General features: G+C 69.4%; 14 protein-coding genes. 11 read left to right on the top strand and 3 right to left on the bottom strand.

The features are described 5' to 3' along the window. Positions 1-24: 24 nt before the first annotated feature. Positions 25-1,020, top strand: a complete 996-nt coding sequence (locus AC1PZ7_RS20905) for an aldo/keto reductase (RefSeq protein ID WP_482357112.1) — start codon at positions 25-27, stop codon at positions 1,018-1,020. Here AC1PZ7_RS20905 and AC1PZ7_RS20900 read toward each other — a convergent pair. Further along, entirely contained in the window at positions 986-2,731 is a 1,746-nt protein-coding gene (locus AC1PZ7_RS20900) for a heavy metal translocating P-type ATPase (RefSeq protein ID WP_482359689.1), read from the bottom strand. The genes AC1PZ7_RS20905 and AC1PZ7_RS20900 overlap by 35 nt on opposite strands. Positions 2,732-3,249: 518 nt before the next feature. On the opposite strand from AC1PZ7_RS20900, the gene AC1PZ7_RS20895 reads away from it, so the two are divergent. Both AC1PZ7_RS20895 and AC1PZ7_RS20890 read left to right on the top strand, forming a co-directional pair. Then, the gene (locus AC1PZ7_RS20895) at positions 3,250-4,260 is read left to right on the top strand and encodes a DUF2778 domain-containing protein (protein WP_482357111.1); all 1,011 of its coding nucleotides are present in this window, start codon (positions 3,250-3,252) and stop codon (positions 4,258-4,260) included. Positions 4,261-4,316: 56 nt separating this feature from the next. Then, positions 4,317-5,579, top strand: a complete 1,263-nt coding sequence (locus tag AC1PZ7_RS20890) for a serine hydroxymethyltransferase (protein WP_482357110.1) — start codon at positions 4,317-4,319, stop codon at positions 5,577-5,579. Positions 5,580-5,615: 36 nt separating this feature from the next. On the opposite strand, the gene AC1PZ7_RS20885 is transcribed toward AC1PZ7_RS20890, so the two are convergent. Then, complete coding sequence (locus AC1PZ7_RS20885; protein ID WP_482357109.1) at positions 5,616-6,566, bottom strand: LysR family transcriptional regulator; 951 nt, start codon at positions 6,564-6,566, stop codon at positions 5,616-5,618. 180 nt (positions 6,567-6,746) lie between these two features. Between AC1PZ7_RS20885 and AC1PZ7_RS20880 the strand changes: the two genes are divergently transcribed. From AC1PZ7_RS20880 to rpe, 8 genes are all read left to right on the top strand, one after another. After that, complete coding sequence (locus tag AC1PZ7_RS20880; RefSeq protein ID WP_482357108.1) at positions 6,747-7,772, top strand: class 1 fructose-bisphosphatase; 1,026 nt, start codon at positions 6,747-6,749, stop codon at positions 7,770-7,772. Between the two features lie 11 nt (positions 7,773-7,783). Further along, positions 7,784-8,659 (top strand): phosphoribulokinase, encoded by an 876-nt coding sequence (locus AC1PZ7_RS20875; protein WP_482357107.1) that lies wholly within the window; start codon positions 7,784-7,786, stop codon positions 8,657-8,659. Between the two features lie 14 nt (positions 8,660-8,673). Beyond that, positions 8,674-10,695 (top strand): transketolase, encoded by a 2,022-nt coding sequence (gene tkt / locus AC1PZ7_RS20870; protein ID WP_482357106.1) that lies wholly within the window; start codon positions 8,674-8,676, stop codon positions 10,693-10,695. Between the two features lie 16 nt (positions 10,696-10,711). Next, positions 10,712-11,797: a class II fructose-bisphosphate aldolase gene (gene fba / locus AC1PZ7_RS20865; protein WP_482357105.1), complete on the top strand. Its 1,086-nt coding sequence runs from the start codon at positions 10,712-10,714 to the stop codon at positions 11,795-11,797. Between the two features lie 88 nt (positions 11,798-11,885). Further along, positions 11,886-13,355 carry a form I ribulose bisphosphate carboxylase large subunit gene (locus AC1PZ7_RS20860; protein WP_482357104.1) on the top strand — a complete coding sequence of 490 codons (1,470 nt, stop codon included), beginning with the start codon at positions 11,886-11,888 and terminating at the stop codon, positions 13,353-13,355. Positions 13,356-13,560: 205 nt separating this feature from the next. Next, positions 13,561-13,980, top strand: a complete 420-nt coding sequence (locus AC1PZ7_RS20855) for a RuBisCO small subunit-like domain-containing protein (protein WP_482357103.1) — start codon at positions 13,561-13,563, stop codon at positions 13,978-13,980. A gap of 245 nt (positions 13,981-14,225) precedes the next feature. Beyond that, positions 14,226-15,170 (top strand): CbbX protein, encoded by a 945-nt coding sequence (gene cbbX / locus AC1PZ7_RS20850; RefSeq protein WP_482357102.1) that lies wholly within the window; start codon positions 14,226-14,228, stop codon positions 15,168-15,170. A 134-nt stretch (positions 15,171-15,304) separates the two neighbouring features. Continuing rightward, positions 15,305-15,985, top strand: coding sequence for a ribulose-phosphate 3-epimerase (gene rpe / locus AC1PZ7_RS20845; protein WP_482357101.1), 681 nt, complete (start codon positions 15,305-15,307; stop codon positions 15,983-15,985). A gap of 37 nt (positions 15,986-16,022) precedes the next feature. Here the strand turns inward: rpe and AC1PZ7_RS20840 are convergent, their stop codons facing one another. After that, positions 16,023-16,943: a hypothetical protein gene (locus tag AC1PZ7_RS20840; RefSeq protein WP_482357100.1), complete on the bottom strand. Its 921-nt coding sequence runs from the start codon at positions 16,941-16,943 to the stop codon at positions 16,023-16,025. Between the last annotated feature and the right edge of the window lie 109 nt (positions 16,944-17,052).

Raw genomic sequence — 17,052 nt, 5'->3', positions numbered from 1 at the left:
GCGCCATACCAACGGAGTCTGTTCATGGAAAAGATCACGATCGGCGCGTCCGGCATCGAGACCTCGCGCATCGGCCTCGGCACCTGGGCGATTGGCGGCTGGATGTGGGGCGGCACCGACGAGGCAGAGGCCATCGCCACCATCCGCTCGGCGGTGGAACGGGGCGTGACGCTGATCGACACCGCCCCGGCCTACGGCTTCGGCCGCTCCGAGGAGATCGTCGGCAAGGCGCTGGCCGAGGGCGGCCTGCGCGACAAGGCGCAGATCGCCACCAAGGTCGGCCTCGCCTGGAAAGACGGCAAGGTTTATCGCGATTCCAGCCCCGCGCGGCTGAAGCAGGAAATCGAGGATTCGCTGCGCCGCCTGCGCACCGATTTCATCGACCTCTACCAGGTGCACTGGCCGGACCTCGAAACCCCGATCGAGGACACCGCCCGCACGCTGGAGGAACTGCGCAAGGCCGGCAAGATCCGGGCGATCGGCGTCTCCAACTTCTCGCCGGCGCAGATGGAGACCTTCCGTGCGGTCGCGCCGCTCGATGCGGTGCAGCCGCCCTACAACCTCTTCGAGCGCGCGATCGAGGCCGACGTGCTGCCCTATGCGGCGCGCACCGGGCTCAGCGTGCTGAGCTATGGCGCGCTGTGCCGGGGCCTGCTGTCGGGGCGCATGCGGGCGGACACCGTCTTCACCGGCGACGATCTGCGCAAGTTCGACCCGAAATTCACCGGCGAGCGCTTCCCGCGCTATCTCGCGGCGGTGGCGGAACTCGATGCGCTGGCGCGCGCGCGCTTCGGCCGCAACGTGCTGGAGCTGGCCATACGCTGGGTACTCGACCAGGGGCCGACCATCGCCCTGTGGGGCGCGCGCCGTCCCGACCAGCTCGACCCGGTGGGCGAGATCGAGGGCTGGACGCTCGACGCGGCCACGCGGCACGACATCGACGCGATCCTCGCGCGCCATGTGCCCGAGCCGATCGCGCCGACCTTCATGGCGCCGCCGGCGACGCGTCCGGCGCACTAGCCGCGCGCATGGCCGGGGGATCGCCGAGCGCCCGCAGGGCGTTCAGGATCACCGCGACGTCGATCAGCTCCTGCAGCAGCGCGCCCTGAACCGGCGCCAGCAGGCCGAAGGCGGCGGCGATCATGCCCAGCATCGACAGGCCGATGCCGGCATAGACGCTCTGCAGTGCGATGGCGCGCGCCCGCCGGGCGATGCGCATGGCGTCGATCAGCCGGTCCAGCCGGTCGACCAGGATGACGACGTTCGCCGCCTCCGAGGACGCGGCCGAGCCGCGCGCGCCCATGGCGACGCCGATATCGGCGGCGGCCAGCGCGGGGGCGTCGTTCACCCCGTCGCCGACCATCATCACCGTGCCGTTCGCGCGCTCGGCGACGACGGCGCGGGTCTTGTCCTGCGGCGTCATCTCGCTGATGACCGCGTCGAAGCCGAGCCCTTCGGCGATGGCCTGCGCGCGCGCCGGCTCGTCGCCGGTGGCGAGCACGATGCGGCTGACGCCGGTCTGGCGGAGCTGGCGCAGCACCGCCCGAGCCTCGTCGCGCACCTCGTCGGCGAGCAGCAGCGCGCCGGCCAGTACGCCGTCCACCGCGACGGCGACGATCACCGTGCCGGGGCGCCGTGCCCATTCGTCCAGTTCCGCGCCGAAGGGCCCGTCTTCGCTGTGCGCGGCGACGAAATTGCGGCCGCCGACCACGATCCGCCGCCCGTCCAGCCGTCCGGAAATGCCCGATCCGGGGTCCTCGCTCACCTCGTCCGGCGTGTCGAGCGCGAGGCCTCTGGCGGCGGCGGCCTCGACCAGCGCCTCGGCGACGACATGCGCCGATCCCTGATCGACCGAGGCGGCGAGCTGCAGCAGCTCGTCCGGGAGAAAGCCGTCGCGCACGCGGATCTCGACGAGGCGCGGGCGCCCGCCGGTGAGCGTGCCGGTCTTGTCGAGCAGCGCGGTGCGCACCTTGGCCAGCGTTTCCAGCGCGCCGCCGTCCTTCACCAGCACGCCGCGGCCAGCGCAGCGCGAAATGCCGGAGATGATCGCCACCGGCACGGCGAGGATGAGCGGGCAGGGGGTGGCGATCACCAGCACCGCGAGGGCGCGCACCGCCTCGCCGCTCAGCGCCCAGGCGCCGCCGGCGAGCGCCAGCGTGACGGCAAGGAAGCCGAGCGCGAAGCGGTCGGCCAGCCGTACCATCGGCGCCTTGGACTGCTGGGCGGCGGCGACCAGCCGGACGATGCCGGCATAGGTGCTGTCCACCGCGGCGCGGGTGGCGACGAGATCGAAGGCGTCGCCGGCATTGGTGGTGCCGCTGAGCAGGTTGTCGCCGCGCCGCCGGTGCACCGGCAGCGGCTCGCCGGTGAGCGCCGCCTGGTCGAGCGCGGCGGCCGGGCTGTCGAGCGTGCCGTCCACCGGAAGGACGTCGCCGCGCCGAATCAGCAGGCGGTCGCCGGGCTGCAGCGCGTCCAGCGGCACCTCGACCAGCCGGCCGTCCTCGTGCCGCGTGGCGCTGCGCGGCAGGCGGCCGAGCAGGGCGGTCATCTCCCGCGCCGCGCGGTGCTGGGCGAAGGCCTCCAGCGCCTCGCCGCCGGTGAACATCAGCGCGACGATGGCGCCGGCGAGATTCTCGCCGAAGGCCAGCGCCCCGCCCATGGCCAGCGCGGCGATGAGATCGAGCCCGAATTCGCCGCGCCGCAGCGCGTCGACGATGTTGATCGCCAGCATGGCGAGGACGGCGGCGGTGACGCCGCTCCAGATGCCGTCGGCGAGTGCGCCGCGGCCGATCAGCCAGGCGAGCGCGCTGACCGCCAGCGCCAGCGCGACCAATGGCAATTGCAGGCGCCGGAGGACCGACCAGGCGCGTTGCCAGCGGCCGGAAGAAGGAGGGTGCGTCACGGAGGGCCCTGAAATTGCGCCACGGGACAAGCCGTTGCACTCACCACTTTATATTTGTTCCAGGGTATTGCCATTGGCAGCATCCCGCATCCGCGCAGTGGCACCATGCCTCCGTGCAGCGGCGCCACACATCTGTGCAGATGCGAAAGGTTGGTGTCTTGGTCGGGTTGTCGATCCGGCATTAATGAAATATTACCTGAAACGGGATACTACCCGATTTGGCTTGGGGGCCGTCGGCGGACAATGGCTTGGGCGCCGATGGTCTGATTGCAACCGAAGGCTGACGCCTGGGTGCGCACGACCGCAAGGCCGTAATCGCGCTCGCACGTCATCTGTACAGAGACGCTATGCGGCTAATTGGATCGTTCCTCATCGGCTCGGCAGGTTTCGTCGGCGTGGCGGTTGCCGTGGCGTGGCTGTCGAACGCGTCGATCCCGACCCCGGCCGATGCCGCGCGCGTCGATCCCACCCTGCGCCTTGAGCCGGCGGCACCGGAAGTCGCCAGCGTGGTGGTGGACGAGCCGTCCGCGCCGCCCCAGCGCACGGTGATGGACATCCGCAATTTCTACGCGTCGGGCGAGGTCGCGCAGCCGCAGAACTGGCTGTTCAATCCCGCCGTGACGCCGATCCGCCCCGCCATCGTGGCCGCCATTCCGGTGCCGCCGCCGACCTCCGAGCCGACGGTCGAGACGGTCAGCGCCGTGCCGCTGCCGATGGCCAATCCGCTCTTCGCCGGCCGCGTCATGCCCGGCGACGAGCCCGAGGACACGCTGACCCTCGCGCCGCGCCCGCCCCGCAAGCCGAGCCTGGAGGCGCAGGTCGCCGCCCTGCCGCCGCCGATGGAAGAGGACGACACGCCCGAGGAGACGGCCCCGCCCGCCGCCACGCAGGCGCCGAAGGACGAGCTGCGCTATCCCGGCGCCGAGGACAAGTTCGCCATCTACGACATCCGCGCCAAGAAGCTGCACCTGCCGGGCGGCAAGAAGCTCGAGGCGCATTCGGGCTATGGCGAGAAGTTCGACGATGTCCGCTACGTCCATGTGAAGATGCTCGGCCCGACGCCGCCGAACCGCTACAGGCTGCGGATGCGCGAGGCGCTGTTCCATGGCACCGAGGCGGTGCGCATGACCCCGGTCGGCGACGGCAAGATGTATGGCCGCAACGGCTTCCTGCTGCATCCCTACCTGCTCGGGCCGCGCGGCGATTCCAATGGCTGCATCTCGCTCGCCGACTACGACGCCTTCCTCGCCGCCTTCAAGAAGGGCCAGATCGACGAGGTCATCGTGGTCGAGGCCATGCCGAAATCGGCCGCGCCGACCAACCCGCTGCTGTCCTGGCTGACCGGCAAGCGCGACTGATCCGGCGCCGGTCGCCGGCCCCGCACCCGTTCCCGCCACCCTCCCGGGCGCTCCCCATGTCCACGCTGCATGCCGGCTATTTCACGCAGGGGCTCGACGCCGACCCGGAACTCGCCGCCGCCATCCGCGGCGAGGAGGCGCGCCAGCAGGACGGCATCGAGCTGATCGCCTCGGAGAACATCGTCTCCCGCCTCGTGCTGGAGGCGCAGGGCTCGGTGCTCACCAACAAGACCGTCGAGGGCCCGCCCTATGGCCGCTATTATGGCGGGGCGGAGTTCGCCGACGCCATCGAGGCGCTGGCGGTGGAGCGGGCCACGAGGCTGTTTGGCTGCCGCTTCGCCAATGTGCAGCCGCATTCCGGCTCCAACGCCAATGCCGGCGTGTTCCTCGGCCTGCTCAAGCTCGGCGACACGATCCTGTCGATGAACACGGCGGCCGGCGGACATATCAGCCACGGCCATCCGGCGACGCTGACCGGCCGCGACTACCGCATCGTCTCCTATGGCGTGAACCGCGCGAGCGAGCGCATCGATCTCGACGAGGTGCGGGCGATCGCGCTCGATCACGCGCCGCGCCTGATCGTCGCCGGCGGCTCGGCCTATCCGCCGGCCATCGACTTCGCCGGCCTGCGCGCCATCGCCGACGAGGTCGGGGCGCTGCTGATGGTCGACATGGCGCATTTCGCCGGGCTGGTGGCGGCGGGGCTCTATCCCGACCCGCTCCCGCACGCCCATGTCGTGACCTCGACCACCTACAAGTCGCTGCGCGGCGCGCGCGGCGGCCTGGTGCTGTGGAACGACGCGGCGCTGAGCGAGCGCATCAATTACGGCATCTTCCCCGGCGTGCAGGGCTCGGTGATGATGCATGCCGTGGCCGGCAAGGCGGCCTGCTTCGGCGAGGCGCTGCGGCCGGAATTCCACGCCTATAACGCGGCGGTGCTGGCCAATGCCCGGGCCATGGCGGCGCGGCTTGCCGCCGAGGGCGTGCGGCTCGTCGCCGGCGGCACCGATTGCGGGCTGATGCTGGTCGATCTGACCGCACTCGGCACCACCGGCGATGTCGCCGCCAAGGCGCTGGAGAAGGCCGGGCTGGCGGTGAACAAGAACCTGATCCCGTTCGACCCGCGCCCGCCGGAGGCGCCGTCGGGGCTCAGGCTCTCCTCCAATGCCGGCACGGCGCGCGGCTTCGGCGCTGCCGAGTTCGACATGATCGGCGGCTGGATCGCCCGTATCGTCAAGGCGCCGGCGGACACGGCGCAGATCGGAGCGATCCGCGGCGAGGTCGCCGCGCTCTGCGCCCGCTTCCCGATCTATCGCTGAGCGCCGCCAGCCCGTCCCGTTTCCGGCCGCCCCGTCTCAGCCCGCCCCGTGCTCCACCGCCCTGGCGACGCCCGGCAGGTGCAGCGTGTCGGGCAGGAATTCCGCGCCGCGCCGCGACAGGAACTCGGTGAGCGCGGCGGCCGGCGGCGTCAGGCGCTTGGCGGAGCGCTTCACCACGAACCATTTGCGCACCTCCGGCAGCCCTTCCACGTCGAGCACGGCGAGGCGCCCGTCGGCCACCTCGGCCGCGATGGTGTGGGCGGAGATGAAGGCGAGGCCGAGCCCGGCCATCACGGCCTGCTTGATGGTCTCGTTCGAGTCGATCTCCATGGCGATGCGCGGCTCGATGCCCGACTGCTGAAAGAACCGCTCCATCAGCCCGCGCGTGCCCGAGCCCGGCTCGCGCGACATGAAGGTCGCGTTGGCCAGCGCCGTGGGGGCGATGCGCCGGCCGAGCAGGGGATGGTCGGACGGGGCGATCAGCACATGCGGATGATCGCCGATCAGCGTCTTGTCGACCTCGATGTCGAGCGGCGGGCGCCCCATGATTGCGACGTCGATGGCGTCCGAGCGCAGGCCGGCGATGATCTCCTCGCGGTTGCCGACCGACAGCGCGACGTCGATGCCGGGATGGGTGCGGGTGAAGGCGCCAAGCGCCGCCGGCACGAAGTACTTCGCCGTGGAGACGAGCCCGACCGAGACGCGGCCCGAGCGCAGGCCCTTCATGGCGTCGAGCGCCGCGCCGCAATCGGCCATCGCCTGCTCGATGCGGGCGACGGCGGCGAGAACCTCGCGCCCGGCGGCGCTGGGCTGGAAGCGCTCGCCGGCGCGGTCGAGCAGCGGCAGGCCGAGATGCTGTTCGAGCAATTGCACCTGCATCGTCACCGCCGGCGGGGTGACGTTGAGTTTCTTCGCCGCGCCGGTGACGCTGCCGGTCTCGACGATGGCGGCGACGGCGCGAAGCTGCTTGAGCGTGGCATTACGCATTTGGCATTACATTTCAGATAAACTAAATCTGCCGGTAAGATTATTCGAATTTCCTTACGCTGGCAATTCGGGCAATGTCACATCAACAAAAGGCGTCCGCCGCTTCGGGTCCCCGCTCGAAGGTCTACGGAAACGACACGCCAAAGGGCTCAACGCCCGCGACATAAACTGGGGAACGCCATGACACGCCCGACATTGCAGGACCACCTGGACAGGTGGTCGCAAGCCGACGATTCGCGCCGCGACGTCGCGAGCGCCGTGCTCGCGCTGACCGGCGCCGGCATCCGGATTTCCGAGCTTCTCGCCGCCGGGCCGCTGGCCGGCGCGCTGGCCGCGGTGCGGGGGCACCACGCGGACGGCGACAGCCAGAAGGAGCTCGACGTCATCGCCGACGACATGCTGCGCGAGGCATTGCGCGCCGCGCCGGTCGCCCTTTTCGGCTCCGAGGAGGCCGAGGAGGTGGTGACGCTGGATCCGGCCGGCACGCTCGCCGTCGCCGTCGATCCGCTGGACGGCTCGTCCAACATCGACAGCAACATGACGGTCGGGACGATCTTCTCGATCCTGCCCTTCGTCGGCGCGGATTCGCTGCTGCAGCCGGGTTCGGCGCAGCTCGCCGCCGGCTTCCTGGTCTATGGCCCGCAGACCGCGCTGGTGCTGACCGTCGGCGCCGGCACCCAGATCTTCATCCTCGACCGCGCCAGCGGCGACTTCCTGCTCGCCGTCGAGCAGGCGCTGGTCCTGCCGGACACCACCGAATACGCCATCAACGGCTCGAACCTGCGCCACTGGGACGTGGCCATGCGCTGCTATGTCGAGGACTGCCAGGCCGGTGCCGAAGGTCCGCGGGGCAAGGATTTCAACACCCGCTGGGTCGCCTCCATGGTGGCGGACGTGTTCCGCATCCTGGTGCGCGGCGGCGTCTATCTCTACCCGGGCGACGCGCGCCGGGGCTATGGCCAGGGCCGGCTGCGGCTGGTCTACGAGGCCAATCCCGTCGCCTTCCTGATGGAACAGGCGCAGGGCGCGGCGACCGACGGGCGCGGGTCGATCCTCGATCTGATCCCCGCCCATCTGCACCAGCGCGTGCCGCTGATCTTCGGTTCGCGGACCGAGGTCGAACGCATCACCCGCTATCACCTCGATGCCGCCGCCATGCCCGAGCGCTCGCCGCTGTTCGGCCGGCGTGGCCTGCTGCGCGCGTAAAGGACCGGGCGATGTCGATCCACCACCCCATCATCTCCGTCACCGGCTCCTCCGGCGCGGGCACCACCTCGGTGCGGCGCATCTTCGAGCAGATCTTCCGCCGCGAGGACGTCGCCGCCGCCTATATCGAGGGCGACGCCTATCACCGCTACGATCGCGCCGAGATGAAGCGCGTCATGTCCGAGGAAGCCTCGCGCGGCAACCACCACTACAGCCATTTCGGCCCGGATTCGAACCTGTTCGAGGAGCTGGAGGAGACCTTCCGCTGCTACTCGCAGACCGGCACCGGCAAGTACCGCCACTATGTCCATGACGACAAGGAAGCGGCCGAATATGGCGGCGCGCCGGGCACCTTCACGCCGTGGGAGCCGATCCCGGCGCCGACCGACCTGCTCTTCTACGAGGGGCTGCACGGTGCGGTGGCGAGCGGCAATATCGACGTCGCCCGCTATGCCGACCTGAAGATCGGCGTCGTGCCGGTGATCAACCTCGAATGGATCCAGAAGATCCATCGCGACCGTTCGCATCGCGGCTATTCCACCGAGGCGGTGACCGACACCATCCTGCGCCGCATGCCGGACTACGTGAACTACATCTGCCCGCAGTTCACCCACACCGACATCAACTTCCAGCGCGTGCCGACGGTAGACACCTCGAACCCGTTCATCGCGCGCTGGATCCCGACGGCGGACGAATCGATTGTCGTCATCCGCTTCAAGAGCCCGCGCGGCATCGATTTCCCCTACCTGCTCTCGATGATCCAGGGCTCGTGGATGAGCCGCGCCAATTCCATCGTGATCCCGGGCGGCAAGCTCGACATCGCGATGCAGCTCATCCTCACGCCGATGATCCTCAACCTCGTCGAGAAGAAGCGGCGCGCCGCGTGAACCGGGAGGACAGCATGTCGACCACGAACACCACGGCGCTGCGTCCCCACCAGGACCCTGCCGACATCCCGCACGACGACATGGCCAACGCCCTGCGCGCCCTTGCCATGGACGCGGTGGAGCAGGCCAAGTCGGGCCATCCCGGCATGCCGATGGGCATGGCGGACGTCGCCACCGCCCTGTTCGGCCGCTTCATGAAGCTCGACCCGCGCCGGCCCGACTGGCCCGACCGCGACCGCTTCGTGCTCTCCGCCGGCCATGGCTCGATGCTGCTCTACGGCATCAACCATCTGCTCGGCTATGCCGACATGGGCACGGACCAGCTCAAGCGCTTCCGCCAGCTCGGCGCCATCACCGCCGGCCATCCCGAGCACGGCCACACGCTGGGCGTGGAGACCACCACCGGCCCGCTCGGGCAGGGGCTCGCCACGGCGGTGGGCATGGCGCTCGCCGAGCGCATGCTCAATGCCCGCTTCGGCGACGAACTGGTCGATCACCACACCTATGTCATGGCCGGCGACGGCTGCCTGATGGAAGGCATCTCGCACGAGGCCATCGACCTCGCCGGGCACCTGAAGCTCTCCAAGCTGATCGTGCTGTGGGACGACAACGGCATCTCGATCGACGGGCGCACCTCGCTCTCGACCTCGACCGACCAGCTCGCCCGCTTCGAGGCGTCCGGCTGGAAGGTGATGCGGGTCGACGGCCACGCCCATCACGCGCTGATCGACGCCATCGCCGAGGCGCGCGCCAGCGACCGGCCGGTGCTGATCGCCTGCCGCACCACCATCGGCTTCGGCGCGCCCACCAAGGCGGGCACGGAAGCGGTGCACGGCGCCCCGCTCGGCGCCGCCGAGATCGAGGGCGCCCGCGCCCGGCTCGGCTGGAATTTCCCGCCCTTCGAGGTGCCGGACGGCGTGCGCGCCGCCTGGGCGCAGATTGCCGAGCGTGGCGCCGACGCCCGCGACGCCTGGGAGAAGCGGCTCGCCGCCTCCGGCCGCCGCGCGGATTTCGAGGCGGCGATGGAAGGCGAGCTGCCGGCCGATTTCGACGAGAAGCTGACCGCCTACAAGCGCAGCCTGAGCGAGAGCGCGCCGAAGGTGGCGAGCCGCAAGGCGTCGGAGATGGTGCTCGGCGTCATCAACGAGGCGACCGACCTGACGGTCGGCGGCTCGGCCGACCTCACCCATTCGAACCTCACCTACACCAAGGGTCTCGTGCCGGTGACGCCCGGCAGCTATGGCGGCCGCTACCTGCATTACGGCATCCGCGAGCACGCCATGGCGGCGGTGATGAACGGCCTCGCCCTGCATCGCGGCTCGATCCCGTACGGCGGGACCTTCATGGTCTTCTCCGACTATGCGCGCGGCGCCATCCGGCTGTCGGCGCTGATGGGCCAGCGCGTCGTCTATGTGCTGACGCACGATTCCATCGGCCTCGGCGAGGACGGCCCGACGCACCAGCCGGTCGAGCACCTCGCCATGCTGCGGGCGACGCCGAACCTCTACGTGTTCCGTCCCGCCGACGCGGTCGAGACGCTGGAGGCCTGGCAGCTCGCTTTGCACGCGGAAGGCACCCCCTCGGTGCTGGCGCTCTCGCGGCAGAACCTGCCGACCTTCCGCACCGAGCATTCCGAGGAGAACCTCACCGGCTATGGCGGCTATGTCGCCCGCAAGCCGAAGCGCCGGCGCGACGTGACGCTGATCGCCACCGGCTCGGAGGTCGAGATCGCCTTCAAGGCGGCGGACCTGCTCGCCGCCCGCGAGGTCGACGCCGCGGTCGTCTCCATGCCGTGCTGGGAGCTGTTCGAGCGCCAGAGCCCGGACTATCGCCGCGCCGTGCTGGGCAACGCCCCGCGCGTCGCCGTCGAGGCGGCGGCCCGGCTCGGCTGGGACCGCTGGATCGGCGAGCGCGGCCGCTTCGTCGGCATGGAGGGCTTCGGCGCCTCCGGCCCGGCCACCGATCTCTACCAGCATTTCAACATAACCCCGGAGGCGGTGGTCGACGCGACCTGCGACCTCCTGACCTGCGCCTGAGCCGGAGGAGACGCCAATGGCCCGCATCACGCTTCGCCAGCTTCTCGACCACGCCGCCGAGCACGAATACGGCGTGCCCGCCTTCAACATCAACAACATGGAGCAGGGCATCGCGATCATGGAGGCGGCGCAGGCCGTCGACGCGCCGGTGATCATGCAGGCGAGCCGCGGCGCCCGCTCCTATGCCGGCGACATCATGCTCTCGCGCATGATCGACGCCCTGACCGAGATGTACCCCTCGATCCCGATCTGCATGCATCAGGACCACGGGAACAACGAGGCGACCTGCCTCTCGGCGATCCAGCACGGCTTCACCTCGGTGATGATGGACGGCTCGCTGGAGCAGGACGCCAAGACCCCGGCCGATTACGACTACAACGTCGCCATCACCCGCCGCGTGGTCGACGCCGCCCACTGGGTCGGCGCCTCGGTGGAGGGCGAGCTCGGCGTGCTCGGCTCGCTGGAGAGCGGCGCCGGCGAGCAGGAGGACGGCCACGGCGCCGAGGGCGTGCTGAGCCACGACCAGCTGCTCACCGATCCCGACCAGGCGGTGGACTTCGTCGCCCGTACCAAGGTCGACGCGCTCGCCATCGCCATGGGCACCTCGCACGGCGCCTACAAGTTCTCGCGCCAGCCGGACGGCGACATCCTCGCCATGCATGTGATCGAGGAGATCCACCGCCGGCTGCCCAACGTGCATCTGGTCATGCATGGCTCGTCCTCGGTGCCGCAGGCGCTGCAGGACCTGTTCAACGCCTCCGGCGGCGAGATGCCCCAGACCTGGGGCGTGCCGGTGGAGGAGATCGTGCGCGGCATCCGCCACGGCGTGCGCAAGGTCAACATCGACACCGACTGCCGCCTCGCCATGACCGCGCAGTTCCGCAAGGTCGCGCAGGGCAACACGTCCGAATTCGACCCGCGCAAATTCCTCAAGCCGGCCATGGACGCGATGCGCGACCTCTGCCGCGAGCGCTTCGAGGACTTCGGCACGGCGGGGCACGCCTCGAAGATCAAGGTGCTGCCGCTCGCGGCCATGGCCAAACGCTACGCCAGCGGCAGCCTCGATCCGGTCATCGGCGGCGCGCGGGTCGCGGCGGAGTGAACGGTCCCCGATGCGGGGAAGAGATCAAACGAACGAGCTGGCGCGCGCCTGAGCGCCGCGCCGACGGGAACGCCACAGGAGAAGATCGATGAACGCGATCGACAAGACCAAGCCCGCCGAGGAGAAGCGCAGCCGCTACAGCGCCGGCGTCATGGAATACCGCAAGATGGGCTACTGGCAGCCCGACTACGAGCCCAAGGACACCGACGTCATCGCGGTGTTCCGCATCACCCCGCAGGACGGCGTCGACGAGATCGAGGCTTCGGCGGCGGTGGCGGGCGAGAGCTCGACCGCGACCTGGACCGTGGTGTGGACCGATCGCCTCACGGCTCACGACAAGTACCGCGCCAAGTGCTACCGGGTCGACCCGGTGCCGAACGCGCCGGGCTCGTGGTTCGCCTACATCGCCTATGATCTCGACCTGTTCGAGCCCGGCTCGATCTCCAACCTGTCGGCCTCGATCATCGGCAACGTGTTCGGCTTCAAGCCGCTCAAGGCGCTGCGCCTCGAGGACATGCGCCTGCCGGTCGCCTACATCAAGACCTTCGACGGCCCGGCCACCGGCATCGTGGTGGAGCGCGAGCGTCTCGACAAGTTCGGCCGCCCGCTGCTCGGCGCCACCGTCAAGCCGAAGCTCGGCCTGTCCGGCCGCAACTATGGCCGCGTGGTCTATGAGGCGCTCAAGGGTGGCCTCGACTTCACCAAGGACGACGAGAACATCAACTCGCAGCCCTTCATGCACTGGCGCGAGCGCTTCCTCTACTGCATGGAGGCGGTGAACAAGGCGCAGGCCGCGACCGGCGAGATCAAGGGCACCTATCTCAACGTGACCGCCGGCACGATGGAGGACATGTACGAGCGCGCCGACTTCGCCAAGAGCCTCGGCTCCAACATCGTCATGATCGACCTGGTGATCGGCTACACCGCGATCCAGTCCATGTCGAAATGGGCGCGCCGCAACGACATGATCCTGCACCTGCACCGCGCCGGCCACTCGACCTATACGCGGCAGAAGTCGCACGGCGTGTCGTTCCGCGTCATCACCAAGTGGATGCGCCTGGCCGGCGTCGACCACATCCATGCCGGCACGGTGGTCGGCAAGCTGGAGGGCGACCCCCACACCACCAAGGGTTATTACGACCTCTGCCGCGAGGATTTCGTGCCGCAGAACCTCGCGCACGGCATCTTCTTCGATCAGCCCTGGGCCTCGACCCGCAAGCTGATGCCGGTGGCTTCGGGCGGCATCCATGCCGGCCAGATGCACCAGCTCATCGACCTGCTCGGCGAGGACGTGGTGCTGCAGTTCGGCGGCGGCACCATCGGCCACCCGATGGGCATCCAGGCCGGCGCGACCGCCAACCGCGTGGCGCTGGAAGCGATGATGCTCGCCCGCAACGAGGGCCGCGACCTCCTCGGCGAAGGGCCGGAGATCCTGAAGGAAGCCGCCCGCCACTGCCTGCCGCTGAAGCAGGCGCTGGAGACGTGGAAGGACGTGACCTTCAACTACACCTCCACCGACACGCCCGACTTCGTGCCGCAGGCCACCGCGGCGGAGTGACCAAGCCGTGTCCCGGACAAGCGGCGCGGAACGCGAAGCGCCGATCCGGGACCCAGCGCAAGAACATGCCGAAGGCTCAAGACCCTGAACGTTCAAGAGTTTTCGGTGCTTCGCGATTTTTCGATTGGACGCTTCTTGGACCCCGGATCGGCACGGCGCTGCGCGCAGCTTGTCCGGGGAACGAGACAGAGATGAGGACACCACCATGCGCATCACCCAGGGAGCCTTCTCCTTCCTGCCCGACCTCTCCGACGAGCAGATCGCCAAGCAGGTGCAGTACTGCATCGACAAGGGCTGGGCGGTGAACATCGAGTTCACCGACGACCCGCATCCTCGCAACACCTATTGGGAGATGTGGGGCATGCCGATGTTCGACGTGCCGGACGCCGCCGGCGTCATGTTCGAGCTGAACGAGTGCCGCAAGGCCTACAAGGGCCGGCACTACATCCGCGTCGGCGCCTTCGACCCCACCCATGGCTGGGAGTCGCTGCGCCTGTCCTTCATCACCGACCGTCCCACTGAGGAGCCCGGCTTCGCGCTGGAGCGCCAGGAAGTCGACGGCCGGGCCATTCGCTACACGACGCGCGCCTATGCGGCGAACCGCCCCGAGGGCGCGCGTTACTGATCCGTCGGACTCCCTCTACTCCCCCGACGGAAATCGCGGTCGTCCGGTTTCCTCCCCGGCCGCGAGGGACCGGTTCCGGAAAGCCGCGCCCGGAACCGGTCCCCTTTTCCTTATCTTCTGCCTCGGGCCGTCATCCCGGCCGAAGCGGAGCGCAGAGACCGGGATCGCCAACGCGCTTCCTGCGCGCGATCCCGGAGAGCGGCGGCGCCGCTTCCGGGATGACGAAAGACTGAATGGAGGCTGTCATGGACGCCGTGATCGACGATCCGAACATCGCCACCGAGGCGCCGGCCGTGCCGGACGCCATCGACCTGCGCGCCGAGTTCGCCGCCAGCGGCCTCGCCGAGGTGCTGGACCAGCTCGACCGCGAACTGGTCGGCCTGGTGCCGGTGAAGCAGCGGCTGCGCGAGATCGGCGCGCTGCTGCTGGTCGACCGGGCGCGCGCGCATTTCGGCCTTCAGGCGGTGAGCCCGACCCTGCATATGAGCTTCACCGGCAACCCCGGCACCGGCAAGACGACGGTGGCGCTGCGCATGGCGGAAATCCTCCACCGCCTCGGCTATGTGCGCAAGGGCCATCTCGTCACCGTCACGCGCGACGATCTGGTCGGCCAGTACATCGGCCACACCGCGCCGAAGACCAAGGAAATCCTCAAGAAGGCGATGGGCGGAGTGCTGTTCATCGACGAGGCCTATTACCTCTATCGCCCGGAGAACGAGCGCGACTACGGGCAGGAGGCGATTGAGATCCTGCTGCAGGTCATGGAGAACCAGCGCGACGACCTGGTCGTCATCCTCGCCGGCTATTCCGACCGGATGGAGCGCTTCTTCACCGCCAATCCCGGCTTCCGCTCGCGCGTCGCCCACCATGTCGACTTCCCCGACTACTCGGCCGACGAACTCGAGGCGATCGGCGGGCGCATCCTCGGGACGATGAACTACCGCATGGACGCCGGCGCCGAAGCGGCCTTCCAGCGCTATGTCGACCTGCGCATGCAGCAGCCGCATTTCGCCAATGGCCGCTCGATCCGCAACGCGCTCGACCGCGCCCGGCTGCGCCAGGCCAATCGCCTGTTCAACGCCGAGCGTCCGGTGACGGCCGACGACCTCGCCACCATCACCGCCGAGGACATCCTCTCCAGCCGCGTGTTCTCGGGCGGCATCGACAGCTATCCGCCGCTGCGCGGTTGACGGTCATTCCGGGGCCTCAAGGTTCGTCATCCCGGCCGAAGCGCAGCGCAGAGCCGGGATCGCTCTCCATTTCGCACGATCCCGGATCGGCCTTCGGCCGTCCGGGATGACATCCGACCAAGGAAGACAAACCCATGGTTCTCATCGCCCCCTCAATGCTCGCCTCCGATTTCTCGCGCTTCGGCGAGGAGGTGCGCGATGTCGTTTCCGCCGGCGCCGACTGGATCCATCTCGACGTGATGGACGGGCATTTCGTGCCGAACATCACCTTCGGTCCCGACGTCATCAAGGCGATGCGCCCGCATACCGACCGGGTGTTCGACGTGCATCTGATGATCGAGCCGGTAGAACCTTTCATCGAAGCCTTCGCCAAGGCGGGCGCCGACATCATCACCGTGCAGGCCGAGGCGACGCACCATCTCGACCGCTGCCTGCAGCTCATCCGCTCGCTCGGCAAGAAGGCGGGCGTGGCGCTGAACCCGGCGACGCATGAGAGCGCGCTCGCCTATGTGCTCGACAAGGTCGACCTGATCCTGCCGATGACGGTCAATCCCGGCTTCGGCGGGCAGGCGTTCATCGCCGACGTGGTGCCGAAGATCCACCGCCTGCGGGCGATGATCGGCGAGCGGCCGATCCATCTGGAGATCGACGGCGGGGTGACGCCGGAAACCGCGCCGCTCTGCACCGGGGCCGGCGCCAACGTGCTGGTGGCGGGCTCGGCGGTGTTCCGGGGTGGCAAGGACGCCTACGCCGCCAACATCGCCGCCATCCGCGAGGCCGGGCGGAACGCGCGCCGGGGCCGCGCCGCCGCGTGACCGCCGCGCCCCTTCGTTTCAGTTGAAGGCTTCCGCCTCAGTTGAAGGCATCGTCCGTCAGGTTGAGGATCAGGATCTGGCGGGCATTTTCGGGAATCGAGGGCGAGGCCCGCAGCTCGATGCCGAGGGACGGGTTCTTCTTCTGCAGCAGGTTGGATAGCTCGTTCGCCATGTCGGTGGTTGCGGCGTGATAGGACAGCGTGTTGCTCGTCGTCTGGACGACGCCGGTATCCGACACCACGACGTCGAAGCCGGCCGCTTTCAGTGGCTTGGTGAAGTTGTCGATCTTCGCCTGCGGCACCGAGTTGACCGGCGCGAAGATGCGCACCGTATAGCCCGCGCCGGGCAGGGCCGGCGGACTCGGCGCGGTTTCCGTCGAGGCGGTCGGTGCCGGCGTGCCATTGGCTGCGCCGGATGAGGACGCCGTCGGCGCCGGAGCTATCAGGGGCTCGGCCGCCGTCTGCGCGGCATCCGCAGGAGAGGGCGCAGGCGGCACGGCGGCGGCTTGCGGGGCGCTCGGCTGCGCGGCGTCGGCGGCCGGCGATTGCGGCCCGCCCGCCGCCAGGCGCTCGGCGACCTCGCTCTGGGCGCTGCGCAGCGCGGCGATATCCTCGCGCATCGTCAGAACCTGCGCAGCAAGGAACGCGACCAGCGCGAGCAGGGCGACCAGAACCAGGCCGAACAGCACGGGAAGCGCGGGATGGCCCGCGCGGGCGGGCGGCGTCTCGGCCTGCTTGGTCTCAAGCTCCAGCCGGCGCATGTCGACCTTCAGCCGTTCGATGCCGAGCCAGCGCTCGAAGGCGACGGGGTCCTGCGGCGGGCCCTTGGCGCGGGTGGCGGCCGAGGGGGGAGCGGTCGAAGGGGTGGCGACTGGCGGGCGCGGGGCGGCGACGGCGCCCTCCTCGTCGCCCTGGCGCGGCTTGGGGGAGTCCATGGGTGGCTCAAGCTTGTCGATCATCACTCGTTCCCGTCCGCCATTCGCCGGGCATGTCGCACCGTCCACCGACGGCCTGCTCGGAAGCCATATTAACGGAATGCGGGGCGTCGGCGGGCGATTCCTTACGAAA

The sequence above is a fragment of the Ancylobacter sp. TW_SC_1 genome, from assembly GCF_056836805.1.
The sequence above is the reverse complement of the archived record's forward strand: the minus strand, read 5'-3'. Positions and strand labels throughout refer to the sequence as shown.

What these genes read in the sequence shown, in the direction of transcription:
- AC1PZ7_RS20905 (WP_482357112.1), top strand. Translation starts at nt 25, where the DNA reads ATGGAAAAGATCACGATCGGCGCGTCCGGCATCGAGACCTCGCGCATC.
- AC1PZ7_RS20900 (WP_482359689.1), bottom strand. Translation starts at nt 2,731, where the DNA reads ATGCTGGCGATCAACATCGTCGACGCGCTGCGGCGCGGCGAATTCGGG.
- AC1PZ7_RS20895 (WP_482357111.1), top strand. Translation starts at nt 3,250, where the DNA reads ATGCGGCTAATTGGATCGTTCCTCATCGGCTCGGCAGGTTTCGTCGGC.
- AC1PZ7_RS20890 (WP_482357110.1), top strand. Translation starts at nt 4,317, where the DNA reads ATGTCCACGCTGCATGCCGGCTATTTCACGCAGGGGCTCGACGCCGAC.
- AC1PZ7_RS20885 (WP_482357109.1), bottom strand. Translation starts at nt 6,566, where the DNA reads ATGCGTAATGCCACGCTCAAGCAGCTTCGCGCCGTCGCCGCCATCGTC.
- AC1PZ7_RS20880 (WP_482357108.1), top strand. Translation starts at nt 6,747, where the DNA reads ATGACACGCCCGACATTGCAGGACCACCTGGACAGGTGGTCGCAAGCC.
- AC1PZ7_RS20875 (WP_482357107.1), top strand. Translation starts at nt 7,784, where the DNA reads ATGTCGATCCACCACCCCATCATCTCCGTCACCGGCTCCTCCGGCGCG.
- tkt (WP_482357106.1), top strand. Translation starts at nt 8,674, where the DNA reads ATGTCGACCACGAACACCACGGCGCTGCGTCCCCACCAGGACCCTGCC.
- fba (WP_482357105.1), top strand. Translation starts at nt 10,712, where the DNA reads ATGGCCCGCATCACGCTTCGCCAGCTTCTCGACCACGCCGCCGAGCAC.
- AC1PZ7_RS20860 (WP_482357104.1), top strand. Translation starts at nt 11,886, where the DNA reads ATGAACGCGATCGACAAGACCAAGCCCGCCGAGGAGAAGCGCAGCCGC.
- AC1PZ7_RS20855 (WP_482357103.1), top strand. Translation starts at nt 13,561, where the DNA reads ATGCGCATCACCCAGGGAGCCTTCTCCTTCCTGCCCGACCTCTCCGAC.
- cbbX (WP_482357102.1), top strand. Translation starts at nt 14,226, where the DNA reads ATGGACGCCGTGATCGACGATCCGAACATCGCCACCGAGGCGCCGGCC.
- rpe (WP_482357101.1), top strand. Translation starts at nt 15,305, where the DNA reads ATGGTTCTCATCGCCCCCTCAATGCTCGCCTCCGATTTCTCGCGCTTC.
- AC1PZ7_RS20840 (WP_482357100.1), bottom strand. Translation starts at nt 16,943, where the DNA reads ATGATCGACAAGCTTGAGCCACCCATGGACTCCCCCAAGCCGCGCCAG.